Here is a 24,512-nt window from a genome sequence, read left to right as displayed (position 1 = left end):
GGCACACTCGCGGACTAGGGGTTCGGGAGCAGGGTCTTCACGATCTGGACGGCGGCGGGGCCGTCCAGCGCCGGGTAGTCGCCCCAGGTGCCGCCGGTGATGTTCGCCTGGAAGCCGGGGAACCAGACCGTCGTCGCGGTAACCCCGGCGACGGCGATGCCCATGGTCAGCGAGAAGGCGACGCCGTCGTTGTCGGACACCCAGGCGTCTTCGATGAGCGCCCCGCCGTCCATCGCCGTGACGAGCGACGGATCTGGCATCGGCGTGCCGGACTCGTTGGGAGCGATGCCCACCTCGACGGAACGGTTGTTGGCGAAGTCGGTCTCGTCTTCCGCAGCCTCCCACGAGCAGGTCACACCCCACTCGTCGACGGCGTTGTCTTCCATGGGAACGAGGTTCTCGATGAACGGGGCGACGGCATCTGCGACCTGGTCGCAACTGGTGATCGATGCCAGGGCGGATGCCCCGGAGGTCGCATCGCCCTCGGAAGCGGCGACGGCATCGGTAGCCCCGTCTGGATCTGCGGGGCGCTGCGGCGCCTGAGCGGCGCAGCCCGTCAGAACCAGCAGGGAGCCGAGTGCAAGAGCGGTTACGTATCGAATCTTCACCTGGACAATATATCGGGACCGTCCTCGTCCGCGGCCTGAACGGAGTGGGTAGCGACCGGCTCGGGTGAGCCCACCGGGCGACCCTCATGCTGGGAATCCGCCTGCTTCTCTTCCACGAACAGTGCACTCAAGCGTCGATACGCCTTCGTCGTGAAGGCGATCGCGCCCAGCGCGATCGTCGCCAGTCCAGCGAAGAAGAAGATGACCGCGATACCGCGGGCGTCGCCCTCGCCGACCAGCCAGGACCACTGGGCGACTCCCGCAGGAGACTCCACATGCGGGATGATCACGTACTGCGCGAGCGGCGCGATCAGGAAGGCCGTGACGGGCGCAGCGGACGCCTCCATCGCGGATGCGAGACCGAATACGCGCCCCTGACGCTCGTAGGGAACCGCCTTCTGGATCACGGTCTGCTCGGCCGCCTCGATTGCGGGGATCAGCATCATGTACACCCAGATGCCGAGGGCGTAGACCCACCACCAGTCACGGATCGTGAAAAGCGCGCCCAGCACGCCCATGACCATCACGAGTGAGAGCATCGTGCGGATCGGATTGCGTCCGAGTCCGCGAGCGGCGACCACGATGCCGCCGATCACGAAACCTGTCGACGCGACCCCGAACACGATTCCCCACCACTGCACGGGCATGAGCTCAAGACCGTAGGGGTCCATGAGCGCCATGTACACGCCGCCGATGAAGTTGTTGAACATCGCGAAGAACAGCAGCACGAAGAGGCCCGGCACAGCACGGATCGCAGAGACGCTTCCTCGGAAGTCCAGAGCGGACGGAGCGTCCGGATCGACCTCCGGCGACTTCTCGGGGATCTGTACGAACAGGATGTGCACGAGCGAGACCACCGTGAGCGCGACCGCGATGAGAAGCGTGCCCTGCATCCCCAGGAAGCCGATCGAGAGACCGCTGAACACACTCGTCGCGATGAAGGCGACGCCCTGCACCGTGCCGACCAGCCCGTTCGCGTTCGCATGACGTTCGACGGGAACCAGCAGCGTGACCGTCGTCGACAGGGCGATGTTGCGCATCTGCTCGACGACCGCCCCGAGCAGGATGACACCCGCGAACAGCCAGAACCACGGACCGCCGAAATCGAGGAGTGCAGATTCGGGCTGCCAGAAGTACAGCAGCAGTGCGAGCACGAACGCGACGGCCGTCACCGCACTCGACAGTACGAAGACGGCCCGCTTGCGATGGCGATCGACGAAGGTGCCGAACACCATCGCGAAGAGCGCGATCAGCAGCATGTAGGCACCGCCGACGATGCCGGTCGCCATCACGTTCTCGGTCTCGAGGTACACCCAGAACGTCAGACCGAACCAGAGGAAGCTCGTCGTCAGGTTGGCGACCGCCGTGTTGATGAGCACCTGGATGAAGCTGCGCATCGAGTGCGTGCCTGTGGACACCGCAGGGGGAAGCGAAGCCTCACCTGCGGACGGATGCGGTGCGTCCTGGTTCACAGGAAAAGGGTAGTTCGGGGTTCGGACATTGGATAGTGGCGGATGCCGCGCACGGCGAACGAGGCCGGATGTCAGCATCCCGAACTAGGCTGATCTGGTGACCCCACTGCATGACAGCGGCCTACGAGGCTTCGCATCAGACAACTACTCCGGCATCCACCCCGAGGTGCTCGCGGCGATCGCGGCGGCCAATGACGGCCACCAGGGCGCTTACGGCGGCGACGTCTACACGGCCCGACTGCAGGAGGTCTTCCAGCAGCACTTCGGCGAGGACGCCGAGGCCTTCCCCGTCTTCAACGGCACCGGGGCCAATGTCACCGGCATTCAGTCGATGCTCCCCCGCTGGGGCGCGGTGATCGCCGCGTCCACCGCACACATCAACGTCGACGAGGGCGGCGCCCCCGAGCGCATCGGCGCCTTCAAGATTCTCAACGTTCCCACTGATGACGGCAAGCTCACGCCCGAGCTCGTCGATCAGGAGGCCTGGGGCTGGGGCGACGAGCACCGCGCTCAGCCGCTCGTCGTCTCGATCACGCAGTCCACCGAACTCGGCACTCTCTACACGGTCGATGAGATCCGCGCCCTGGCGGATCACGCGCACGAGCGGGGCATGAAGCTGCACCTCGACGGTGCGCGCCTCTCCAACGCCGCCGCCGCGCTCGACCTGCCGCTGCGCGCCGTCACCACCGACGCGGGCGTCGACGTTCTCAGCTACGGCGGCACGAAGAACGGCGCGATGCTCGGCGAGGCGATCGTGGTCCTCAATCCCGAGGCATCCGACGGTCTGCGCTACTCGCGCAAGTTCAACATGCAGCTCGCGTCGAAGATGCGCTTCGTCTCGGCCCAGCTCATCGCTCTGCTCGAGGGCGACCTCTGGCTGCGCAACGCGAGCCACGCGAATGCCATGGCCGCACGCCTGCGCCGCGAGCTCGAAGAGGGCATCGCCGCCGGCACGATCAACGGCGTCGGCTTCACGCAGGCCACGCAGTCCAACGGCGTCTTCGCCACACTCCCCGACGGCGTCGCGGATGCGCTGCGCGAGAAGTTCCGCTTCTACGACTGGGATGCCGCACGCAACGAGGTGCGCTGGATGTGCAGCTTCGACACGCAGGAGTCCGACATCGATGCGCTCGTCGCCGAAGTGGCGCGCCTCACGGCCTGAGCGTCGCGACGTCCGCTGTCAGCGGATGAGGCCGAGGTGCGCGACCGCCTGACGCACGAGCGCACCGCGGCCGCCCTCCATCTCTGCGGCGAGCGCATCCGACACCGCTTCCTCCGGCGAGAACCAGGTGACCTCGAGCGCGTCCTGCCGTGGCTCGCAGGTGCCGGTGACCGGCACGATGAACGCGAGTGACACCGCGTGCTGGCGGTCGTCGTGGAACGCGCTGACTCCGGGAAGCGGGAAATACTCGGCGACCGTGAACGGGGCGGGCGATGCCGGAAGCAGCGGGAAGGCCATCGGTCCGAGGTCGTTCTCGAGGTGGCGGAAGAGCGCATCACGCACGGTCTCACCGAATCGCACGCGCCCCGACACGATCGTCCGCTTCATCTCACCCAACGGGGTCGCCCGCAGCAGGATGCCGATATCGGTCACCTGCCCGGATCCGTCCGTGCGCACCGGGACGGCCTCGACGTACAGCATGGGCAGTCGTCGACGGGCCTCGGCGAGCTCGAACTCGCTGAGCCAACCCGGGTTGCTGGCGTCGGAGACGCCGTCGCTGCCGAACTCGGGAAGCTCGTCGCCGGAGTCGGACGGATCGGGATCTGGTGTGCGTACCGCCATGTGTCAGTTCTACCAGGGCAAGCCCACGAACACAGGAGCGGGCGCAGAAACTCTGTGAGAACGTCGATGTCGGCAGCCGCTGGCAGGATGGGATCGTGACTGTTCCACTTGTGCTCGATGCGTCGGCGACCCGATGGTCGGGCCGCGGCCCGGATGCTCCGCTGCTCGTGCTCCTGCATGGATACGGGGCCGATGAGAACGACCTGTTCGGGCTCGTCCGATACCTCCCGTCCGACATCGCCGTGGCATCCGTCGCCGCTCCGCTGACCCCGCCGTGGCCCATGCCCGGGCGCTCCTGGTACCCGATCGAAGGCTTGAACGGTCGTTCGTCATCCGATGTCACGGCAGCTGCGCAGGCGGTTCTCGACTGGCTCGATGCCGAGGCTCCGGATGCGTCGCGCGTCGCCCTGCTGGGATTCTCACAGGGCGCCGCGGTGTCGTTGCAGGCGTTGCGACTGGCCCCCGAGCGCTTCGGCGCGGTCGTCGCGCTGAGCGGGTACGCGACGCCTGGCGCCCTCGACGGCGACGCCGCACTGCGGGAGCGGAAGCCCGCCGTCTTCTGGGGGCGCGGTTCACACGACGACGTCATCCCGGCGGCGCTCATCGCGCACACGGCGCAGTGGCTTCCCGACCACAGCGAGCTCTCGGGTCGGGTCTACCCCGGGCTCACTCACAGCATCTCCGAAGATGAACTCGACGACGTGCACGTGTTCCTCACGAAATGGCGGGATCGCCCGGAGGACTTACCGGTCTGAGTCGGAATTCTCCGTCCTCGGCGGAGCATCCGACGGCGCGGCATCCGACGGCGTCGCGTCATCCGACGGCGCGTCATCAGACGGCGCGTCATCAGACGGTGTCGCATCTCCCGGCTGCGCCTTCGGCCGGCGCGGTGCCCCGTTGACCGCGATCGCGAAGACGAGACCGATCGCGATGCCCACTCCGATGCCGACCCCCATGTTTTTCGTGGCGACGCCCATGGCGACTCCGACGCCCATGCCGAGCGCGATGCCCACGCCCCAGCTCATGCGCTGCTTCGCCTCGTGTCTGCTCATCTCATCGCGTGCCATACGTCCACGCTAGAGCCGGTTGGGCATGCACGCATCCGTCGCGTGGCGGAGTCAGCTGTCTCTGGGCGGCCCGTACCGCTCGCGCAGCACCCGAACGGCCTCACGGGTCGTGGCGAACTCCCCCACGCCCTCATCCAGCAGCCCGAATCGAGCGAACCGCGCGCGGAGCTCTGGCCGAAGTCGCGACAGGCTGAACCCGATACCCCTGGCCTCGAGCGCGTCCATCGCCCGACGCAGCGCCGCAGCCCCGGTCACGTCGACATCCGTGATGGCCTCGGCATCGAGAACGACGGTGCGGATACGGCCATCGCTGTCTCGGGTGGCGTCGTCAAGGTATCCGGCGAGGGTGGCGCCGTTCCCGAAGAACAGCGGAGCCGCGAAACGGACGACGAGAGTTCCTGCCTCATCCGGCTGCGCGTCCTCGGTGACGTCCGTGAGCGAAGCATCCGGATCCGCGGGGATCGAGAGTGCCCCCACCTCCGGATGCGCCGCACGACGCACGAGGTTGACGAGTGAGAGGACGAACGCCAGCAGCAGCCCGCCGATCGGGCCGAGGATCAGCACGCCCAGCACGCACGCGCCGCCGATCGCTGCCTCATATCGGGACTGCCTTGCGATCTGGCGCAGCTCCGCGACGCCGAGGAGCCGGATCACGGCGACCGCCACGACCGCCCCGATCACCGGGGAGGGAATCCCCTCGAGCAGGCCCGTCCCGAAGAGCAGCAGGAGCAGAGATCCGAGCGCAAGGACGATGCTGGGCAGCTGCGTGCGCGAGCCGAGCTGATCCATCGCCGCGGTCCGCGAGGTCGAAGAGCCCACGGCGAACGAGAGGGACAGTCCGGCGGCGACGTTCGCTGCGCCGAATGCGGCAAGGTCGCGATCAGCGTTGACCCGGTAGCCGCGCAGATCGGCGTACGAGCGCGACACGAGCACTCCCTCCGCCATCGTGATCAGCGCGAGCGCCAGCGCAGAGGGGATGATTGCCATCCACTGCGAGAGCGAGAGCGAGGGCAGGTCGAACCGGGGCGGTCCCGCCGGCACCGAGCCCAGCACGGCCACCCCGCGCTCGTCCAGCCCGAAGGCGACCGTGACGACGGTTGCGACGATGAGCACGACGAGCGCTGCGGGAATCTTCGGCGCGAACCGTCTTCCCGCCAGCAGCAGGGCGAGGGCCGCGAGTGCCATCACCGCCGAAAGCGCGGATGTCTCGCCCAGACGAGTGATGAGCGACGCGATGTTCTCGAAGAACTCGCCACCGCTCTCGAGGCTGATGCCGAGCATCTTCGCGATCTGACTGAGCAGGACTTCGAGCGCGAGCCCCGCGACGAACCCCACGAGGATCGGCTTCGACAGGAAGTTGGCGAGGAAGCCGAGCTTCAGCCAGGACGCGAACAACAGGGCGAGCCCGCAGATGATCGCCTGCGCGGCCGCCATCGTCGGGAAGTCCGCTCCGGCGATGCCGAGGCCCGTGAGAGACGAGAAGACGAGTGCCGCGGCGGCCGCGTCCGGTGAGGCCACCAGTTGCCGGGACGAGACGAGAAGCGCGTAGACGAGCGTCGGCACGACGAGTGCGTAGAGTCCTGCGGTCACAGGAAGTCCCGCGATCTGGGCGTAGCCGATGTTCAGCGGCACCGAGATCGCCAGCAGAGTCACGCCGGAGAGCGCCTCACGCAGGACATTGTGGCGGGTCAGCCCCGCGAGCGGTCGCCGCATCGATCATCCTCCTTCTGGCACCCAGGGACGGAGCGCGCTTCTCACCATGGCTCATCGTCCGGCCTCCCGGAAGGGCCAGTCGCCGATCTCATCCGGAGAGGATGACCGTGGCTGCGGCCGATCGATCGCCGACGATGCGCCCCCTCGCGACGCCCGCTCACTAGAATCTGCCCTGTGAGGGAGCAGTCGATGCGGGTTCGGGGGGCCTCGCCGTGGATTCTGATGTCGCCGCCGGAGTCGGCGATGACCGCGCCCGCGCGGCCGCGTCTGCTCGCCCACCTCGACGCCGCAGTGCGGGACTACCCGCTGACGCTGCTCGCCGCCCCCTCCGGCTACGACAAGACGACGCTCCTCTCCGCCTGGGCGCCGCGGAGCACCGCACACACGGCATGGCTCACGCTCACCGCCCATGACGACATGGATGAGGAGCATCTCCTCACTGGCATCTGGAGCGCCCTGCTCCAGCTCGACGGAATCGCGCTCTCCTCGTCCGGCTCCGCGCCGTCCGCGGATGCCTGGCAACGGCTGATCGCCGTGGTCGACGATCTCGGCGCACCGGTGACGCTCGTGATCGACGATGCCCACCATGCGGGTGCCACACTCACACCCCGTGTTCTCCACACCCTCATCGCGCGCACCGACGGAAGAGTGCGCATCATCGCGGCCGGGGCCCCCGTGCTCCTCACCTGGTTCGCCGGCGCCGTGGCAAGTCGCCGCGCGACGGCGCTCTCCGCCGGTGACCTCGCGGTCACCGTCGAGGAGGTCATGGCGGAGTACGCCCACTGGGACGCCGACATCACCGAAGCCGAGGCGAGCGCGCTGATCGCGTCGAGCAGCGGATGGCCCATCGCTGCGCGCCTGCACCGGCTGACCGCACACGCACAAGACAGCCACGGAGCGACGAGCGGACAGCTGTTTCCCGAGCCCGAACACGCGGCTCTGCTGACCGACTACATCGCAGATCACGTCCTCGGACGCCTTCCGCCCGCACTCGCCGAGTTCGTCCTCTCCGCCACCACCTGCTCACTGCTTACACCCGCGCTGGCGCACGCGCTGACGGGCGAAGCAGACAGCGAGCGCTTCCTGGAGGAGTGCATCGCGCACGGACTCTTCCTCACGCGATACCGGGATGCCGAAGGGAACGCGCTCTTCCGCTGGAACGAAGAGTTCGCGACTCGCTGCCGTGACATCCTGGCGCGCTCGAACGGCGTGCGTCGTCGCGCCCTGGAGACGCTCGCAGCGCGCTGGCTCGCACCGCACTCCCCCGCGGAGGCGATCACGCATGCCCTCCGCGCCGGTGCGGATGACGTGGCCGTCGACATCATCCGCACGATGTGGCTGCGCGTGATCACCGAGTCCGGCGCGAGACAGCTCAACGCGCAATGCCTGCGGCTCTCGCCTGAGCTGCGCAACCACCCCGAACTCCTCGTGATCCGTGCCGCGTGCCTCAACCTGCTCGATGACGCGACCGGCGCGACGCTGCTGCACGCACAGGCGACGGCGACGGGAGGGTCAGACCCGAACTTCGTCGCGACAGAGGCCTTCGCCGCCCTGTTCCTCACCGATGATCCCACTGTCCTCGCGTCGGCCGCCGATCGCGCACGGACCGTGATGACGCACGCGTCATCCGATCCGTCTCTGAACGCGTATCGGGTGTTCCTGCTCGGATGGGTGGAGCTGCGCCTTCGGCGCGACCCGCCGTCGGCTGTACGACTGCTGCAGTCGGCCGTTCTCGAAGCCGATGCCGCCGCACGTCCGATCCTTGCCCGACGAGCCCGTGGCAACCTCGCCTTCGCCCTGAGCTACGGCGGGCGCCTCGAGCATGCTCGTCGCCTGCTCGACGATGTCGACGACGCCGCCGATCATGCGGAGGACTGGTTCCACTACGACGGTGGGATCGCCCTTTTCGCGAGAGGCTTCGTCGACTACTGGCAGGGGCGGACAGGAGACGCACGCGCTGCGTTCCGTGCCCTCCTCGCGCAGGGCGGTCACGATGCGTCCTACGCGGCGCTCGCCCGCGTCTACACGGCGCTCAGCGCGGCCGAGGACGGGAACCCCGACGAGTGGGAGGCCGCCCGGGCCCAGCTCGACGGCATCAGCGCGCAGCGCGTGCACGGACTTCCCTGGCCCACGTACCGGGCCATCGCCGACGCGCGGCTGCTCTCCGCGAGCGGAGATCACGAGCGCGCCCTTGCGATGCTGGCAACGATCACCGACATGGATGACGTCCCCCTCGTCAGCGTCATCGCCGCAGAAGTGCTCCGCAACGCCGGGCGCTCCGCCGAAGCCATCCGCGTCCTCGCCCGGATCTCACCGCAGGCACGCCGGGTCTCACTCGTGGCCTCCTCCGGGTACCTCACATCCGCGCTCATCGCTCATGAGCAGGGCGATGCGACGCAGAGTCGGAGACTGTTCGAGCGAGCACTCGACGCCGCCATCCCCGAGGGGATCCTGCAGCCTTTCACGAAACGCGACGCCCGGTACCGAGCCCTTCTCGCCGATCACGCAGCGGCAGGGACCGCCCACGGAGCATTCATCGCGGCGCGAATCACCGCCTTCGATGCCGCCGCGCCCGACGGCGCTGCTGTCGGCCTGCCGCTCTCGGCGCGCGAGCGCGAGATCTTCGGCTATCTGTGCACGACCATGACAGCCGAGGAGATCGCCCAGGCGCTGTTCGTCTCCGTGAACACGATTCGCACGCACCAACGCGCGATCTACCGAAAGCTCGGCGTCGCGAACCGCCGCGAGGCCATCCGCTTCCGCACCTGAGCGGTCAGGCCGACGGCGTGCCCCGCAGCGGCACACGCACGTCGCCGCCGCCCTCCTCCGTCACGCGCTCCCCCATCTGCACGAAGGTCGGTTCGGCGACGAACCCTCCCGCGAAGAGCGCCTGCCCGAGGCCGAAGCTCGCGGAGCGCCGCACCTCCTCCTCCCCGGCGAACCCGAACACCTCCGAGAGCTCCAGCAGGTCGCGCGGGGCATTGACGCGCATGAGTCCGAGGTTGTCGCACTGCGACAGCACGTTCGGGTGGATCTTCGTCGGACGCTGCGTCGACAGCAGCAGCCACAACCCGAACTTGCGCCCCTCCGCGGCGATCTGCACGAGCTGCTCCGTCAGAGCGCGTTCGACATCGGTGCGCGGATGAGGGGAGCAGAGATTGTGCGCCTCATCGATCACGATCAGGATCGGTCGCCGCTCCTCTCGCCGCGCCCACAGATGCTCGAGCACAGCCAGAGCCGCGACCTTGGATTCCGCGGGGTGCGTGAATCCGCCGAGGTCGAGAACTGTTCCCCGCGGGCGCTCATCGATCACATCCACGACGGAGGATTCGCCGCGCGACCAGAGATCCCAGCGGAGTACCTCCAGATTATCGATGCGGTTGGCCAGACGAACCTGTCCCGGATCACCGGACCCGCGCAGTCGCGCCAGCATCTCCGCGGCACTGAAAGTCTCTGCGCGCTCGTCCGAATGCAGGAGGACGTTGTACTCGTCTGCATCCGCGATCGGATCAAGCTGCAGCAGCGCCGCCTTGGACGCCGTGGACAGATCCAGATAACGCACGTGCAGGGGCTCGCCCACACCCGCAGACGAGCGGAAGACGCGGATGTCGGTCTCTGCCAGACGCTGCGCATCCTCGGCACTCGCGGTCTCCCGCGCCTCGGGGAGGTGCACGAAGTCGGCGTTGGGATCGAGGATCAGGATCGGCAGTTCCGTGTGCAGCAGCAACTGCTCCAAAACGACGCCGAGCGCGTAGGTCTTTCCGCTGCCGCTCTGCCCGCACCAGAACGTGTGCCGGTTGAACCGGCGGGCGTCCAGGCGCACCGGTGCTTCCGCATCCCCCAGCACAGAGCCGATCGTCACCTCGGTCATCGTCTTCCCTTCGTCGTTCCGGATCGTTCCGATCCTCTCGCGAGTACCGGCCTGCTCGACAGGGTCAGCGCCGAGAAATCATCCGCAGAGGATGATGCGCCCGCGCGTTCTCCCGGCGAGGATGGCAGGACCTGTGCAGAAAGGGCATCCCCATGACGACCGCACCGATCCCCGTCACGTTCGCGAACTTCGTTCGCGCGGAGAGTGACCGGATGTTCGCCGGCATCGCCGCCGCAGCACCCGCACCGAACACGTGGAATCACTACTTCTCACCGACGCCGGTCGACCAGCAGACGGTGATCCGCATGAACCGCGACACCCTCTACAGCGCCATCATCCTGGATGTCTCGCGCGGGGCCACGATCACGATCCCCGATGCCGGAGATCGGTACGTGTCGGTCATGCTCGTCAGCCAGGATCACTACATCCCCCGCGTGCTGCACAGCGGCGGGACCTACGAGCTGACCGCGGAAGAGGTCGGCAGCGACTTCGTCCTCGCCGCAGGCCGCATCCTGGTCGACCCCGAGAACCCCGACGACATCGCGACGGTCAACGAGCTCCAGCGGCAGTTCGCAGCCACCTCGGCGGGCGGAACGATCTTCACGCCGACGGTCTGGGAGGAGACCTCCTTCACGGCGACCCGTGCCGCCCTCATCGAGCTCGCCAAGGGCCTGGGCGGCATGGAGGGATGCTTCGGGCGAAAGGAAGACGTCGATCCGATCCGCCACCTGCTCGGCACGGCCTCGGCATGGGGCGGTCTTCCTGTCGAAGAGGCGTCCTACATCAACGTCAATCCTGAGCTGCCCGTCGGCGAGTACGAGCTCGTCGTCGGCGACGTGCCCGTCGACGGCTTCTGGTCGATCACCCTCTACAACGCAGAGGGGTACCTCGAGCCCAACTCCACGAACGCCTACAGCATCAACAACATCACCGCCGCCCACAACGAGGACGGGACGGTGACCGTGCGCTTCGGCGGCGACCCCCACCGCCCGAACACCCTGCCGATCATGGAGGGCTGGAACTACCTCGTCCGCCTGTATCGTCCGCGTCCCGAGATCCTCGACGGCTCATGGACGTTCCCGACCATCGGAGGTCGCTGACGATGTCTGCGGAGTTCGCCTTCGGCCCCGTCGAGGTCTTCGTCGTCGAATTCGACGGCGACGCCCCGGATGCGGGTGTGCTCGCCGCCGTCGCCGACCTCGCCGTCTCCGACACGGTGCGTGTGCTCGACCTCGTCATCGCTGTGCGGCGCTCAGACGACTCCGTGCAGATCACCGAGATGCGCGAGAGCGCCAGCGGTGTGATCTCGGAACTCGTGATGGACCTCGAGGGCGTCATCGGCGAGGACGACATCGCAGAGGCGATCGCCGAGACCCCGGCCGGATCCGGCGTCGCCATTCTGGCCCTCGAGATGCGTTGGGCGAGAACGCTCGCCTCCCGCGTCGCCGACGCAGGGGGACGCGTCGTCCGTGCCGAGCGCATCCCCGCGCCCGTCGTCAACGAACTGGTCGCCCTCGCTCTGGGCGCCCCTGCTCAGGAAGAGGTCTGAGATGCCCATCCTCCGACGCGCCGGTCGTCCCGGCCTCCTCGGGATGGCGGCCCGCACGGCCGTCGTCGCCGGCACCGCGACCGCCGTGAGCGGCGCCGTCGCCCAGCGTCAGCACGCGCGTGCGGCTGAGCACCAGGCGATGGAGCAGCAGCAGGCAGCCGCCTACGCGCAGGCTGCGGCCGCATCCGCTCCGGTCGCTCCGGTCGCTCCGGCACCGGCACCGGCACCGGTGAACGATGTCGTCGCCCGCCTGCAGCAGCTCGGCGAGCTGCACCAGCAGGGACTTCTGTCCGCCGAAGAGTTCGCCCTCGCGAAGCAGCAGCTGCTCTCGTCCTGAGTCCATCCGGGTGTGAAGCACCCGCGCAGCAAGGAGAAATCGAATGCTGGAATCCCTTGGCAGCGTGCTGCCGAACGCTGTTGCGATCGCGATCAGCCCCCTGCCGATCATCGCCGTGATCCTCATGCTGATGTCGCCGCGCGCACGACAGCTCGGGGTCGGATTCCTGCTCGGCTGGGTCATCGGCGTCTCCGCGGCGACGACCGTGTTCACTCTGCTTGCGGGCGTCATCCCGGAGCCGGACTCCTCCGGGGGATCACGTCCGGTGATTGCCGTGATTCAGCTTGTTCTCGGTGCACTCCTCGTGCTGCTCGGAGTGCGGCAGTGGAAGTCCCGGCCGAAGCCGGGCGAGGAAGCGGAGCTTCCGGCGTGGATGTCCAAGATCGACGCGATGCGCCCCATGGCGGCGCTCGCGCTGGGCTTCGCGCTGGCCGCGGTCAATCCGAAGAACCTGCTGATGGCCGCCGCGGCGGGCACCGTGATCGGGCGTGCCGCGGAGTTGGCGATCGGAGGTCAGCTCGCGACGATCGGACTCTTCACCGTCATCGCAGCGCTGACCGTCGCCATACCGGTGCTCCTCGCTGTCTTCGCCCCGAAGAAGGCGGCGAGCGTCCTCGCCAGCGTGCGCGTCTGGCTCGCCGAGCACAACGCGGCGATCATGACGGTCGTCCTCCTCGTGCTGGGCGCGCAGGTGATCGGCAAGGGACTGGCCAGCTTCTGACGAAGTCCCCCTTCGCCTCCGGCCACCAGCGGGCACGTGCGCGACACGCCCGGGTTGCACGAACCGTCGCCGGTCGATAGTCTCGTTCAGTCCTGTCCGCCGTGTGGGGAAGTCCCTTGATCTGAGTCGTCGCCTCCGCGTTCTGTCCACGCGCTGACCCGACGACCCTTCCCGCCCTGAGCGTCTCTGCTCCGGCATCCGGTCCTTTCGACGTCTTCGACGACCGTCTCGTCGTGCAGCGCACCCGCATACCCTCCGGGAGCCGCTCATGTTCACACCCTCTTCCTCCTCAGTCGTTCTCGACCAGCTCACCTTCGTCTGGCCCGATGGCTCCGTCGCCCTCGACGCGCTCTCTGGCGCCTTCGCCGCCGGGCGCACGGGTCTCGTCGGCCGCAATGGCTCGGGCAAGTCCACGCTGCTGCGCCTCATCGCCGGCGAACTCACGCCGACGACGGGAGCCGTCGCGCGCAGCGGCGAAGCCGCCTACCTGCCACAGCAGCTGACGCTCGACACAACCGCCCGGGTGGCCACGCTGCTCGGCGTCGCCGACGCGCTGGACGCTGTACGAGCGATCACCGCCGGTGACGTCGACCCCGCGCACTTCGACGCCGTCGGCGACGACTGGGACGTCGAGGCGCGCGCGCAGGTGGCGCTCGCCGACGCCGGACTCGACCCCTCGTTCCTCGACCGCACCGTCGGCGAGCTGTCGGGAGGCGAAGCTGTGCTCGTGGCGGTCGCCGGCATCCGCCTGCGCCGCGCACCGATCACACTTCTCGACGAGCCGACCAACAACCTCGACCGTGATGCGCGGGTACGGCTCGGCGACATGGTGCGGAGCTGGCGCGGGACTCTGATCATCGTCAGCCACGACACGGCGCTGCTCGAGCTCATGGATGCGACCGCGGAGATCTACGGCACGGAACTGACCGTCTTCGGCGGGCCCTATTCGCAGTGGCGCACCTGGCTTGACTCGGAGCAGGATGCCGCACGTCAGGCGGAGCGGACCGCCGCGCAAGCCGTGAGACGGGAGAAGCGCGAGCGCATCGAGGCCGAGACGAAGCTGGCCCGACGCGCGCGCACGGCGAAGCGCATTCAGCGTGAGCAGAACATGCCGAAGATCATCGCCAACCATCTGAAGAACTCAGCGGAGCTGTCTGCGAGCAAGCTGCGTGGCGACATGCAGTCGCGGGAGTCCGCAGCGCGAAGCGCGCTCGATGAAGCCGGGCATCGGGTGCGCAGCGACGACAGCATGAAGATCGAGCTGCCCGACCCCGGACTCTCCCCGTCGCGACGCGTGGCGACGCTGCGTGACGGCGAGCGCGAGTGGATCATCCAGGGTCCCGAGCGGGTGGCGTTGATCGGCGCCAACGGGGTCGGGAAGACGACACTGCTGCGGACGCTGGTGGACGGAGGTGAGCACGATCTGAGGAGGTGCGAACCGCACACCGACCGCATCGGGTACCTGTCGCAGCGCGTCGACGGCCTGGATGACGAGCGAACGGTTCTGGAGAACGTCACCACGGCAGCGCCGCACGTCCCGGACAAGGAACTCCGCAACCGCCTGGCGCGCTTCCTGCTGCGAGGGTCCACGGTGGACCGCCCGGTGGGGGCACTTTCCGGCGGCGAGCGCTTCCGTGCGGCACTCGCGCAGTTGCTGCTCGCCGAGCCCGTGCCGCATCTCGTTGTTCTGGACGAGCCGACGAACAACCTCGACCTGGACACGGTCGATCAGCTCGTCGAAGCGCTGCGTGCCTATCGCGGCGCCGTGCTCGTCGTCAGCCACGATGATGCGTTCCTCGACCGGCTCGATCTCGATCTCACCCTCGAGCTCGACCACGAGGGACTCCGTGCCATCGGCTGACGCAGCAGGGCCGTCTCAGGCGCCGAAGCGCACCTCGACGTCGCTGCCGCGTACGGAGACGGTCCCGCTGAGCCACAGCGCGGCTTCTTCCTGCGTCTCACCGGAGGCGGGCGCCGGTGTGTACACGGCGCGGATCCACCCGTCATCGAAGGAGAACCGTGTGCCGGTCTCGTCGAGGACCACGGTGGGTGGTGCGTCCATCCCCCAGGACACCGGGACACCCGCCGCATCCGCGCTGGCCTGGAACGGGCACCCCTCGGGCGCCATCGTCGCCTGCGCCATGCATCCGGCCAGCACTGCCTCGACCTCTTCCTGCACGGCCTGTTGGAGGCGTTCCGTCGGTCGGAGGTCGACCGTGCCGGGAGAGTTGTCGATGCCGACGGTGATCGTGTCGGAGGTCGTCGTGTAGTAGTCGCCATCGACGCCGAGCCGGTAGACGGCGGGGTACATCGTCACCCACGCCACGTCTCCGCGAGCGGGTGCGGAGATCGGGACTCCCGCGATCGTCACTGGTGCAGGACCGGATGCTTCGAGCAGGAAGGCCACCGAGAAGGGCGCCCGCACCTGCCAGGTCGGGATCACGCCCCACAGCGGCGGTCCGGCGATGAGATCGAGGCGCTCGTCGTACTTCTCTCCGGCAAGAGTGAAGGTGATGTCGAAGTTCGCGACGTCGACGTCGGAGGCCGGATGCCGCGCGATGGACACGTCGCTGATCCGCTCGACCGCGGACTGCAGCACCTCGTCCGTGAGCAGAGCGTCATCACGGAACCCGGCGACGCCCGGATGCGACGGAGCCAACAGCGCGGCGGCGGACGTCGCATCGCCGGACGCGATGTGTCCGAGGTAGCGTTCGGCGACGGCCTGGGGCGCGTGGGCGTACACGAGAGCGACGATGCCGAGGGAGACCGCGGTGACGACTGCCGCGAGCGCGCCGGGAAGAAGCCAGCGACGGCGCGCCGCAGGCGCTTCGAGCGTGGGTTCGTCCTGCGGTTTCATGCGATCCTCCGCCGCTCTTTCTACCAGTCGCGCGAAGGCGATCCGCGGTTATCAACAGCGTGACACTGCACTTGGTTCGCTCGTGTCGCTGTGCCGTCCGAGGAACGCGGCTATAACCGTCAGGCGGATGTCGGCGGCCTCCGCAAAGATAGAGGCATGAGCGACGTGCTCGACCGCTTCACCCCCGCAACCCAAGACTGGTTCCGCGGGGCGTTCACCGCGCCCACGTCCGCTCAGACCGGCGCGTGGGAGACGATCTCTGCCGGCAAGAATGCCCTCGTCGTCGCGCCGACCGGATCCGGCAAGACGCTGTCCGCGTTCCTCTGGGCGATCGACAGTGTCTTTCGGGAGCGGTCGGAGCGCGCAGCATCCGCCCCGGTCGATCCCCCCAAACGGGGCGCGAAGAAGGCGGCGGCGGATGCTGCACGCACGCGCATCCTCTATATCTCGCCGCTCAAGGCGCTGGGCGTCGACGTCGAGCGGAACCTGCGCTCGCCACTCATCGGCATCGGACAGTCGGCCCGCCGACTCGGGCTTCCCGCCCCCGAGGTCAGTGTCGGCGTGCGCTCGGGCGATACAACCTCGAGTGATCGGCGCAAGCTCGTCGCCTCACCGCCGGATATCCTCATCACGACCCCTGAGTCGCTGTATCTCATGCTCACGAGTCGTGCGGGCGAGACTCTCCGCGATGTGCACACGGTCATCATCGACGAAGTGCACGCCGTGGCCGCGACCAAGCGTGGCGCGCATCTGGCCGTGACGCTCGAACGTCTCGATGCACTGCGTCGAGCCGATGACCCCGACCGCGCCCCCGTGCAGCGGGTGGGGCTGTCGGCGACGGTCCGACCGATCGACGAGGTGGCGCGGTTCCTGGGCGGTGCCCAGCCGGTTGAGATCGTCGCCCCTCCCGCATCCAAGACCTTCGATCTGTCTGTCGTCGTGCCGATCGAAGACATGCTGAACCCGCCGCCTCCGCCCGGTGTCAGCGCCATCGACGACGATCCCGAAGGCCGATTCGAGAACACAGAGATCACCGGATCCGTGTGGCCGCACGTCGAGGAGGCGATCGTCGATCGCATTCTCGAGAACCGCTCGACCATCGTGTTCGCGAACTCCCGCCGGCTCGCCGAGCGACTGACCGGGCGTCTCAACGAGATCTACAGCGAGCGGATCGGCCTCGACCTCCCTGCGCCGAGCGTCCCCGCGCAGATGATGGCGCAGGCGGGTACGACCGCGGGTGCGGATCCTGTGCTCGCGAAAGCGCACCACGGTTCCGTCTCGAAAGAGCAGCGCGCCCAGGTCGAGGAAGAGCTGAAGTCCGGCGTGCTGCGCTGCGTCGTGGCGACGAGCAGCCTGGAACTCGGCATCGACATGGGTGCGGTCGACCTCGTGATCCAGGTCGAGGCCCCGCCATCCGCGGCCTCCGGATTGCAGCGCATCGGACGCGCCGGTCACCAGGTCGGCGAGATCAGTCGTGCCGCGCTCTTCCCCAAGCACCGCAGCGACGTGCTGCACACGGCCATCGTGACCGAGCGGATGCTGGCGGGCAAGATCGAGGCGATCTCCGTCCCCCGGAATCCGCTCGACATCCTCGCGCAGCAGACGGTCGCCGCCTGTGCGCTGGCCCCCATCGAGGTCGAGTCGTGGTTCGAGACGGTACGACGCAGCGCGCCGTTCGCGTCGCTGCCGCGCTCGGCCTATGAGGCGACGCTCGACCTCCTGGCGGGGCGCTTCCCCTCGGATGAGTTCGCGGAACTGCGGCCGCGCCTGGTGTGGGACCGCGATGCGGGCACGCTCACCGGCCGACCCGGCGCGCAGCGCATCGCCGTCACGAGCGGCGGCACGATCCCCGATCGCGGGCTCTTCGGTGTGTTCGTCGCAGGAGAGACGACCGGCGCCAGGGTCGGTGAACTCGACGAAGAGATGGTCTACGAGTCACGCGTGGGCGATGTCTTCACTCTGGGAACCACAAGCTGGCGCATCGCCGAGATCACCCACGACCGCGTGAATGTGATCCCAGCCTACGGCCAGCCGGGCAAGGTGCCCTTCTGGCACGGCGACGGCATCGGCCGCCCGTTCGAGCTCGGCGAGGCACTCGGCCGCTTCGCCCGCGAGGTTCACGCCGCCCCGGCGGAGGACGCCCGCGCGCGACTCACGGAGGCCGGGCTCGACGAGCACGCGCAGACCAATCTGATCGCCTACCTGCACGAGCAGCGCGAGGCCACGGGAACGCTGCCGACCGACCGCTCCCTCACGGTCGAACGCTCTCGCGACGAGATCGGCGACTGGCGTCTCATCCTGCATTCCCCGTACGGCATGAAGGTGCACGCGCCCTGGGCGCTGGCGGTCAACGCGCGGGTTCGCGAGCGTCTGGGCGTCGAGGGCTCGGCCGTCGGCAGCGACGACGGCATCATCGTGCGCATCCCCGATGCCGACGCCGAACCTCCGGGTGCTGAGCTCTTCGTCTTCGACCCCGACGAGCTGGAGCAGATCGTCACGACCGAGGTCGGCGGCTCCGCGCTGTTCGCCTCGCGCTTCCGCGAGTGCGCCGCACGCGCCCTGCTCATGCCACGCACGAACCCGCAGCGCCGAACGCCGCTGTGGCAGCAGCGGCAGCGCTCCGCGCAACTTCTGGAGGTCGCCCGCAAGTACCCGACGTTCCCGATCATCCTCGAGACCCTGCGCGAGGTCCTGCAGGATGTCTACGATCTGCCTGCGTTGCGGCGGCTGGCGACGTCGATCGCGGATCGCAAGGTGCGTCTGGTCGAGACCGCCCCCGCGCAGCCGTCCCCATACGCGCGCGATCTCCTCTTCGGCTATGTCGGGGCGTTCATGTACGAGGGCGACTCGCCCCTCGCCGAACGACGGGCAGCGGCACTCTCGGTCGACCCGGCGCTGCTCGGTGAGCTGCTCGGCACGATCGAGCTGCGCGAGCTGCTCGATCCCGGAGTCATCGCGCAGTTCGAACGGGAAGCCCAGCGCCTCGACCCGGCCCGCAGAGCCCGCGGGCTGGAGGGCGTGGCAGATCTGCTGCGTCTGCTCGGCCCCCTGGACGCGACGGAGGTCGCGGAGCGGCTCGCGGCAGACGCACCGCCCCCCGCGACCGGCGACGAAGCCTCGGAAGCGCACGCGACGGTCGCCGAGGCGGCCATCCATCTGCAGGCACTGGTCGACGCGCGCCGCGCGATCGAGGTCACGATCGGCGGCGTTCCTCGCGTCGCCGCGATCGAAGACGCGGGACGCTTGCGCGATGCGCTCGGAGTCCCCCTGCCGGTGGGCATTCCCGTGGCCTTCCTCGAGCCGATCGCGGATCCCCTCGGTGATCTGCTCGCGCGGTTCGCGCGCACCCACGGTCCTTTCGTGGCGAATGCTCCGGCCACCCGCTTCGGCATCGGCACCGCCGTCGCCCGTCACACGCTGCAGCGGCTTGAGCAGCAGGGTCGCCTGACGAGCGGATACTTCCTGCCGGAGGCAGCGGGATCCGCCTCCGAGACCGAATGGTGCGACGCCGAGGTCATGCGACGACTGCGGATGCGCTCGCTCGCGGCGATTCGCGGCAGCGTCGAACCCGTCGCTCCCGAGGCATTCGCACGATTCCTGCCCTCCTGGCAGCACCTCACGCGCCCGCTCGAAGGTCTTGACGGGGTGCTCACCGTGATCGAACAGCTCGCGGGTGTGCCGATTCCGGCGAGCGCCTGGGAGTCGCTGATCCTCCCTCGGCGCGTGCGCGACTACACCCCCGCGATGCTCGACGAGCTCACCTCCACGGGCGAGGTGATCTGGGCCGGCCACGGATCGATGCCCGGGCGAGACGGATGGATCTCCCTTCACCCCACTGATCTCTCTGCCTTCACCCGCCCCGAGCCCGAGGAGCAGCCCGCCGCCGGTTCCCTGGAGGCGCAGCTTCTGGCCGCGCTCGACGCCGGTGGTGCATACTTCGCCAGCCAGCTCCGCGCGATGACCGGCGCCGAGAACGACCTGAGTGTCACCGAGGCGCTCTGGAACCTGGCGTGGGCCGGACACGTCACCAACGACACGTTCGCTCCGATCCGTGCGCTTCTCTCGGGCGGATCGCAGGCCCACAAGGTCACACGCCGTGCACCCCGCACCCGCACCTACCGAGGCGTCACCCTGGGCTCGGCCGTCACGGCTCCCCGGCCGACCGCGCCCGGCGGGCGCTGGTCGCTGCTTCCCCCACCCGACAGCGATCCGGCTCGGCGCGCCACCGTCACCGCGGGACTGCTCCTCGATCGCTACGGCGTCGTCACCCGCGGCGCGGTGCAGGCCGAGAGCGTGCCGGGCGGCTTCGCGCAGGTCTACCGCGTGCTCGCCGGATTCGAAGAGGCCGGACACTGTCGCCGCGGCTACGTCATCGAGAAACTCGGTGCCGCCCAGTTCGCCGCGTCAGCGACCGTCGACCGGCTGCGCGAGTACTCCGGCCTGAGCGACCCTCCGCCGCGCAAGGCCATCACCCTCGCCGCCACCGATCCCGCGAACCCCTACGGCGCCGCCCTCACCTGGCCTCGCATCGACGGCGTATCCCACCGCCCGGGGCGCAAGGCCGGTGGGCTCGTCGTGCTCGTCGACGGAAGGCTCGTGCTGTATCTGGAGCGCGGCGGCCGCACCGTGCTGGCGTTCGACGACGACGACGAGACGCTGCGCGCCGCAGCATCCGACCTCGCCACCACAGCCCGCGCCTACCGGCTCGATACCCTGACGGTCGAGAAGGTCAACGGCGAGGGCATGTACGGCACCGAACAGGGCGCGGCGCTGAGCCGCGTACTGCAGGAGGCTGGGTTCGTCGCCACGCCGCGAGGGTTCACCCTGAGAAAGGGCGTGTGATGACGCTCATCACCGAGTTCTTCGCCGGAGTGCGGATGCTGCTGCGCGGCTTCGCGTACTGGAAGCAGCGCCCCGCCCTCATGGCGCTCGGGCTCCTGCCCGCAGCGATCGCCTTCGCCGCGCTCGTCACAGCGCTCGTCCCCCTGACGCTGAACCTCGGTCCGCTGTCCGATGCGATCACGCCCTTCGCAGACGGCTGGATCATCGGCTGGCGGACCGCCCTGCGCATCGCGGTCGGATTCGTGGTCTTCGTCGCCGCGCTCGCACTGTCGGCTGCGCTCTTCAGCGCGCTCGCACTGATCATCGGCGACCCGTTCTACCAGCGCATCTGGCGCGCCGTCGAAGGCGACCTGGGTGCCCCGCTGCCCACAGGCGAGGGCTCGTTCTGGTCGACCGTCAACGAGGGCATCCGCCTGGTGCTGACCGGCACACTCGTCGCGGTGCTCGTGCTGCTGATCGGCCTCGTTCCCGTCGTCGGCGGTGCACTCGCGGCTGTCGGCGGCGTCTTCCTCACCGGTCGTGTCCTCGCCCGCGAGCTCACGGGCCGCGCGTTCGACGCACGCGATCTCGCCGGCACGGTCCGCGGCGACCTGCTGCGCGCCTCACGGGCACGGGTGCTCGGATTCGGTGTTGCGACGCAGCTTTGCTTCCTGGTGCCACTCGGCGCTGTGCTCACGATGCCGGCCGCCGTCGCGGGGGCGACGATGCTCGCCCGGAGCATACTCGATCGCGCTGCATCCGCCCCTTCCCCCACATCGAGTGACGCCACCTCCGGAGCACCATCGCCATCGCCCACAGATCAGAGTGCGGATGCCTGAGGGTGACACCGTCTTCCGGGCCGCGCGACGCCTGAATCGGGCGCTGCAGGGCGATGAAGTCACGCGCTTCGACCTGCGCGTGCCGGCGCTCGCGACGGCGGATCTGCGCGGTGAGATCGTGCATGAGGTCGTCCCTCGCGGTAAGCACCTGCTGCACCGCATCGGCGACATGACGCTCCGTTCGCACCTGCGCATGGACGGGTCCTGGCATGTGTACCGCCCGGGTGAGCGGTGGCGAGCGCCGGCCCACCAGGCGCGGGCCGTCATCGCCACAGACCACGCCGAGACCGTGGGATTCGAGGTGTCCATGCTGGCGCTCGTTCCCACCCGCGAAGAAGAATCGCTGATCGGCCATCTCGGCCCCGATCCGCTGCAGGACGACTGGGATCCGGCGGAGGCCGCCCGCCGCGTGAACTCCGACGCGCGCAGCATCCACGTCGCCCTCCTCGATCAGCGCAACGTCGCGGGGTTCGGCAACGAGTACGCCGCCGAGCTTCTCTTTCTGCGCGGGGTGCTGCCCACGGCTCCCGCGTCGGATGTCGATGCACGGGCACTGGTCGATCTCGGGGCGCGCACGATCCGCGCCAACATCGAACGCAGCGAGCGCACCTTCACCGGCATTGCCCGCCCTGGGCATCGCACGTGGGTCTACGGCCGCGCACACCGCGCGTGCCGCCGGTGCGGAACGCTCATCGAGACCGGCGAACTCGGCGCTGTCGAGACCGAGGAGCGGATCACCTTCTGGTGTCCCCGCTGCCAGCGGTAACTCCGACACGCCCGCCCTCATCCGCATCTGCGATCCCTGGAATACCCCACCTAGGTCTGTCGTTACCTTCTAGTGCCGGAGGATTCCGGGCACGGGAGGATTTCGTGGGTAAGAACTACATCGACATCGAAGACGACCGCGGCGACGTGCTGCGATACCGCAAACACGCCAACGGGCGTGGCTTCATCGCGCACGGTGCCAAGGTGCACCCGCAGGCGGTTGTCGAAGCAGGCGCCTATGTCGAACCGGGCGCCAAGATCGGCGCGCACGCATTCATCGGACGCGGTGCCTGGATCGAACCGAACGCGGCCGTCGGCGTCGGCGCACGCGTCGAAGCGCACGCGCGCATCGGCGAGGGCGCAGTGATCGCGGATGGCGCGCACGTCGGTGTCCGCACGGACGTCGGTGCAGGAGCGCGCATCGCCCGCGGTGCGCGCATCGGAGACGACGAGACCGTGCCGGCGGGTGCCGCGATCGCGACGGACCGTCGCGGGCTCTGGCTCGCCGCCTGATCGTTCCCGCCGAAGCGCGGACGCCACGACGAGTACGCTCGAATCATGGCCAGCTCCGGAAACCGACCGCGCCGCTCGGGGCGACCTCCTGCGCGGAAGTCGGGCGCAGGCAGCCCCAAGAAGGCCGGGGGCGGCCGATCCGGGAAGAGTCCGTCAGGCTCGCGCGCGAAGGCGCCCGCAAAGAAGGCGCCTGTCGTCTTCGATCAGCGCCCGGACGTGGTCGAAGAGGAGCCGCGCGTTTTCCGTCTGGGCATCGTGCCCGGAGCCACGGTCGGCCGCTGGGTCGACACCTGGAAGCAGCGGATGCCGCACGTCGCGATCGAGATCGTCGAGCTGAGCGCGCAGGCGCAGGAGCAGGCGTTCGCCGATGAACGGATCGATGCGGCGCTCGTCCGTCTTCCGCTGACGGATCCCGAGCTCCAGGTCATCCCGCTGTACGAGGAGCTTCCTGTCGTCGTCGCCTCGGCCGAGTCTCACCTCATGGCGGCCGAGGAACTCGACATCGCCGACCTCGCGGGTGAAGTCGTGCTGACGACACACGAGGACGTGCTCGGGCCGCTGGATCTTCCCGGCACGCGGCCGAGCACCGTGCAGCCCCTGAACACCACGCAGGATGCGATCGCGACGGTCGCCGCCGGGGTCGGCATCGTGGTCGTGCCGATGTCGCTCGCCCGACTGCATCACCGCAAGGACGCCGGGTACCGAGTGCTGCGCGGTGGTCCCCGCGCCCCCGTCGGCTTCGCGTGGCCTGCGGCACGGACGACAGCGGATGTCGAGACGTTCATCGGCATCATCCGCGGACGCACCGCGAACTCGTCGCGCTGACCCGTTTTCCGGCCCACGATCCCCCTCGCTTAGAATCGCGGGATGCCGCCGCTTGCCTATGTCTGCGTGCGCCCTGAGCTGGAAGCAGCGACGGCCGAGCACGCGTCGTTCCAGCGCGCCCTCGGCGTGAGCACGGGCGACCTCGATCGCATCGACCTGCTGAGCGATGAGCTGCCCGAGCGCGCCCTCGACTCCTACGCCGGATTCGTCATCGGCGGCTCCCCCTTCAACGTCACCGACGCGGCCAAGTCCGACGTGCAGGTGCGCGTCGAACGCGACCTGGAGCGCATCGCGCGAGCGGCGCTCGACGGCCGCACGGCGGCGTTCTTCACCTGCTACGGCATCGGCGTCGTGACCCGCATGCTGGGCGGCACGGTCGGCCTCGACACCCCAGAGCCGACGAGTGCGTCGCAGGTCTCAGCGACGGCGGATGCGGCGACCGACCCGATCTTCGGACCAGCGGGGGCCTCCTATTCGGCCCTCACCGCGCACAAAGAAGGATCTCGCGCCGTGCCTCCCGGTGCGGTGCTGCTCGGCACGAACGACGCGTGTCCGGTGCAGGCGTACCGGGTCGGTGACCGTCTGTATGCGACGCAGTTCCATCCGGAACCAACGCCGCGAGACTTCGCTGATCGCATGCACTTCTACCGTTCGACCGGGTACTTCGACCCCACCGCTTTCGACGCCGTGGCCGCCGCCGTGCTTCAGGCCGATGTCACCGAACCGCCGCAGCTGCTGCGTCGGTTCGCGCAGACGTTCGCCGTGTGAGGG

21 protein-coding genes are annotated in these 24,512 nt (G+C 68.8%); 14 read left to right on the top strand and 7 right to left on the bottom strand.

Features of this window, described 5'->3' with window-relative positions:
• Nucleotides 1-14: 14 nt before the first annotated feature.
• Nucleotides 15-608, bottom strand: a complete 594-nt coding sequence (locus tag JOD62_RS09810; RefSeq protein ID WP_204939109.1) for a hypothetical protein — start codon at nucleotides 606-608, stop codon at nucleotides 15-17.
• Nucleotides 605-2,080 (bottom strand): MFS transporter, encoded by a 1,476-nt coding sequence (locus JOD62_RS09805; protein WP_407666008.1) that lies wholly within the window; start codon nucleotides 2,078-2,080, stop codon nucleotides 605-607. The genes JOD62_RS09810 and JOD62_RS09805 overlap by 4 nt, the downstream gene beginning before the upstream one ends.
• A gap of 97 nt (nucleotides 2,081-2,177) precedes the next feature.
• Between JOD62_RS09805 and JOD62_RS09800 the strand changes: the two genes are divergently transcribed.
• Nucleotides 2,178-3,242 carry a threonine aldolase family protein gene (locus JOD62_RS09800; RefSeq protein ID WP_204939108.1) on the top strand — a complete coding sequence of 355 codons (1,065 nt, stop codon included), beginning with the start codon at nucleotides 2,178-2,180 and terminating at the stop codon, nucleotides 3,240-3,242.
• 18 nt (nucleotides 3,243-3,260) lie between these two features.
• Here JOD62_RS09800 and JOD62_RS09795 read toward each other — a convergent pair whose 3' ends face one another.
• Nucleotides 3,261-3,863 (bottom strand): NUDIX hydrolase family protein, encoded by a 603-nt coding sequence (locus JOD62_RS09795; protein WP_204939107.1) that lies wholly within the window; start codon nucleotides 3,861-3,863, stop codon nucleotides 3,261-3,263.
• 95 nt (nucleotides 3,864-3,958) lie between these two features.
• On the opposite strand from JOD62_RS09795, the gene JOD62_RS09790 reads away from it, so the two are divergent.
• Nucleotides 3,959-4,618 carry an alpha/beta hydrolase gene (locus JOD62_RS09790; RefSeq protein WP_204939106.1) on the top strand — a complete coding sequence of 220 codons (660 nt, stop codon included), beginning with the start codon at nucleotides 3,959-3,961 and terminating at the stop codon, nucleotides 4,616-4,618.
• Here the strand turns inward: JOD62_RS09790 and JOD62_RS09785 are convergent.
• Nucleotides 4,607-4,930, bottom strand: a complete 324-nt coding sequence (locus tag JOD62_RS09785) for a hypothetical protein (protein WP_204939105.1) — start codon at nucleotides 4,928-4,930, stop codon at nucleotides 4,607-4,609. The two genes, JOD62_RS09790 and JOD62_RS09785, sit on opposite strands and share 12 nt — an antisense overlap.
• 51 nt (nucleotides 4,931-4,981) lie before the next feature.
• A complete protein-coding gene (locus tag JOD62_RS09780) occupies nucleotides 4,982-6,643 on the bottom strand; it encodes a SulP family inorganic anion transporter (RefSeq protein WP_204939104.1) in 1,662 nt (553 codons plus the stop codon).
• 174 nt (nucleotides 6,644-6,817) lie between these two features.
• On the opposite strand from JOD62_RS09780, the gene JOD62_RS15100 reads away from it, so the two are divergent.
• On the top strand, nucleotides 6,818-9,412 hold the full coding sequence (locus JOD62_RS15100; RefSeq protein WP_204939103.1) for a LuxR C-terminal-related transcriptional regulator: 2,595 nt from the start codon (nucleotides 6,818-6,820) through the stop codon (nucleotides 9,410-9,412).
• Nucleotides 9,413-9,416: 4 nt separating this feature from the next.
• Here JOD62_RS15100 and JOD62_RS09770 read toward each other — a convergent pair whose 3' ends face one another.
• Nucleotides 9,417-10,514 carry an ATP-binding protein gene (locus JOD62_RS09770; protein WP_204939102.1) on the bottom strand — a complete coding sequence of 366 codons (1,098 nt, stop codon included), beginning with the start codon at nucleotides 10,512-10,514 and terminating at the stop codon, nucleotides 9,417-9,419.
• 152 nt (nucleotides 10,515-10,666) lie between these two features.
• Here JOD62_RS09770 and JOD62_RS09765 point away from each other — a divergent pair, with 152 nt between their 5' ends.
• The 5 genes from JOD62_RS09765 to JOD62_RS09745 all read left to right on the top strand — a co-directional run bounded on the left by JOD62_RS09765 (nucleotide 10,667) and on the right by JOD62_RS09745 (nucleotide 14,982).
• Nucleotides 10,667-11,614, top strand: a complete 948-nt coding sequence (locus JOD62_RS09765) for a DUF1214 domain-containing protein (protein ID WP_239526624.1) — start codon at nucleotides 10,667-10,669, stop codon at nucleotides 11,612-11,614.
• The gene (locus JOD62_RS09760) at nucleotides 11,584-12,063 is read left to right on the top strand and encodes a DUF6325 family protein (protein WP_204940244.1); all 480 of its coding nucleotides are present in this window, start codon (nucleotides 11,584-11,586) and stop codon (nucleotides 12,061-12,063) included. Before JOD62_RS09765 ends, JOD62_RS09760 begins: the two co-directional genes overlap by 31 nt.
• 1 nt (nucleotide 12,064) lies before the next feature.
• Nucleotides 12,065-12,400: an SHOCT domain-containing protein gene (locus tag JOD62_RS09755; RefSeq protein ID WP_204939101.1), complete on the top strand. Its 336-nt coding sequence runs from the start codon at nucleotides 12,065-12,067 to the stop codon at nucleotides 12,398-12,400.
• Between the two features lie 43 nt (nucleotides 12,401-12,443).
• Entirely contained in the window at nucleotides 12,444-13,121 is a 678-nt protein-coding gene (locus JOD62_RS09750; RefSeq protein WP_204939100.1) for a GAP family protein, read from the top strand.
• Between the two features lie 268 nt (nucleotides 13,122-13,389).
• Nucleotides 13,390-14,982, top strand: coding sequence for an ABC-F family ATP-binding cassette domain-containing protein (locus JOD62_RS09745; protein WP_204939099.1), 1,593 nt, complete (start codon nucleotides 13,390-13,392; stop codon nucleotides 14,980-14,982).
• A 15-nt stretch (nucleotides 14,983-14,997) separates the two neighbouring features.
• Here JOD62_RS09745 and JOD62_RS09740 read toward each other — a convergent pair whose 3' ends face one another.
• Entirely contained in the window at nucleotides 14,998-15,978 is a 981-nt protein-coding gene (locus tag JOD62_RS09740) for a hypothetical protein (protein ID WP_204939098.1), read from the bottom strand.
• A 156-nt stretch (nucleotides 15,979-16,134) separates the two neighbouring features.
• On the opposite strand from JOD62_RS09740, the gene JOD62_RS09735 reads away from it, so the two are divergent.
• The 6 genes from JOD62_RS09735 (at nucleotide 16,135) to JOD62_RS09710 (ending at nucleotide 24,509) form a co-directional block, all read left to right on the top strand.
• A complete protein-coding gene (locus JOD62_RS09735) occupies nucleotides 16,135-20,820 on the top strand; it encodes an ATP-dependent helicase (protein ID WP_204939097.1) in 4,686 nt (1,561 codons plus the stop codon).
• Nucleotides 20,820-21,638, top strand: a complete 819-nt coding sequence (locus JOD62_RS09730) for an EI24 domain-containing protein (protein ID WP_239526622.1) — start codon at nucleotides 20,820-20,822, stop codon at nucleotides 21,636-21,638. Before JOD62_RS09735 ends, JOD62_RS09730 begins: the two co-directional genes overlap by 1 nt.
• On the top strand, nucleotides 21,631-22,404 hold the full coding sequence (locus JOD62_RS09725; RefSeq protein ID WP_204939096.1) for an Fpg/Nei family DNA glycosylase: 774 nt from the start codon (nucleotides 21,631-21,633) through the stop codon (nucleotides 22,402-22,404). Before JOD62_RS09730 ends, JOD62_RS09725 begins: the two co-directional genes overlap by 8 nt.
• A 104-nt stretch (nucleotides 22,405-22,508) precedes the next feature.
• A complete protein-coding gene (locus JOD62_RS09720) occupies nucleotides 22,509-22,916 on the top strand; it encodes a transferase (RefSeq protein WP_204939095.1) in 408 nt (135 codons plus the stop codon).
• A gap of 45 nt (nucleotides 22,917-22,961) precedes the next feature.
• Nucleotides 22,962-23,741 (top strand): LysR substrate-binding domain-containing protein, encoded by a 780-nt coding sequence (locus JOD62_RS09715; RefSeq protein ID WP_204939094.1) that lies wholly within the window; start codon nucleotides 22,962-22,964, stop codon nucleotides 23,739-23,741.
• Between the two features lie 42 nt (nucleotides 23,742-23,783).
• Nucleotides 23,784-24,509 (top strand): glutamine amidotransferase-related protein, encoded by a 726-nt coding sequence (locus JOD62_RS09710; protein WP_204939093.1) that lies wholly within the window; start codon nucleotides 23,784-23,786, stop codon nucleotides 24,507-24,509.
• The last annotated feature ends 3 nt before the right edge of the window (nucleotides 24,510-24,512 follow it).

Source organism: Microbacterium keratanolyticum (assembly GCF_016907255.1).
Taxonomy (GTDB): Bacteria; Actinomycetota; Actinomycetes; order Actinomycetales; family Microbacteriaceae; genus Microbacterium; species Microbacterium keratanolyticum.
The sequence above is the reverse complement of the archived record's forward strand: the minus strand, read 5'-3'. Positions and strand labels throughout refer to the sequence as shown.

Coding starts and splice junctions, on each gene's coding strand:
- JOD62_RS09795 (WP_204939107.1), bottom strand. CDS start 3,863: ATGGCGGTACGCACACCAGATCCCGATCCGTCCGACTCCGGCGACGAG.
- JOD62_RS09785 (WP_204939105.1), bottom strand. CDS start 4,930: ATGGCACGCGATGAGATGAGCAGACACGAGGCGAAGCAGCGCATGAGC.
- JOD62_RS09780 (WP_204939104.1), bottom strand. CDS start 6,643: ATGCGGCGACCGCTCGCGGGGCTGACCCGCCACAATGTCCTGCGTGAG.
- JOD62_RS09770 (WP_204939102.1), bottom strand. CDS start 10,514: ATGACCGAGGTGACGATCGGCTCTGTGCTGGGGGATGCGGAAGCACCG.
- JOD62_RS09765 (WP_239526624.1), top strand. CDS start 10,667: ATGACGACCGCACCGATCCCCGTCACGTTCGCGAACTTCGTTCGCGCG.
- JOD62_RS09760 (WP_204940244.1), top strand. CDS start 11,584: ATGGACGTTCCCGACCATCGGAGGTCGCTGACGATGTCTGCGGAGTTC.
- JOD62_RS09755 (WP_204939101.1), top strand. CDS start 12,065: ATGCCCATCCTCCGACGCGCCGGTCGTCCCGGCCTCCTCGGGATGGCG.
- JOD62_RS09750 (WP_204939100.1), top strand. CDS start 12,444: ATGCTGGAATCCCTTGGCAGCGTGCTGCCGAACGCTGTTGCGATCGCG.
- JOD62_RS09745 (WP_204939099.1), top strand. CDS start 13,390: ATGTTCACACCCTCTTCCTCCTCAGTCGTTCTCGACCAGCTCACCTTC.
- JOD62_RS09740 (WP_204939098.1), bottom strand. CDS start 15,978: ATGAAACCGCAGGACGAACCCACGCTCGAAGCGCCTGCGGCGCGCCGT.
- JOD62_RS09735 (WP_204939097.1), top strand. CDS start 16,135: ATGAGCGACGTGCTCGACCGCTTCACCCCCGCAACCCAAGACTGGTTC.
- JOD62_RS09730 (WP_239526622.1), top strand. CDS start 20,820: ATGACGCTCATCACCGAGTTCTTCGCCGGAGTGCGGATGCTGCTGCGC.
- JOD62_RS09725 (WP_204939096.1), top strand. CDS start 21,631: ATGCCTGAGGGTGACACCGTCTTCCGGGCCGCGCGACGCCTGAATCGG.
- JOD62_RS09715 (WP_204939094.1), top strand. CDS start 22,962: ATGGCCAGCTCCGGAAACCGACCGCGCCGCTCGGGGCGACCTCCTGCG.
- JOD62_RS09710 (WP_204939093.1), top strand. CDS start 23,784: ATGCCGCCGCTTGCCTATGTCTGCGTGCGCCCTGAGCTGGAAGCAGCG.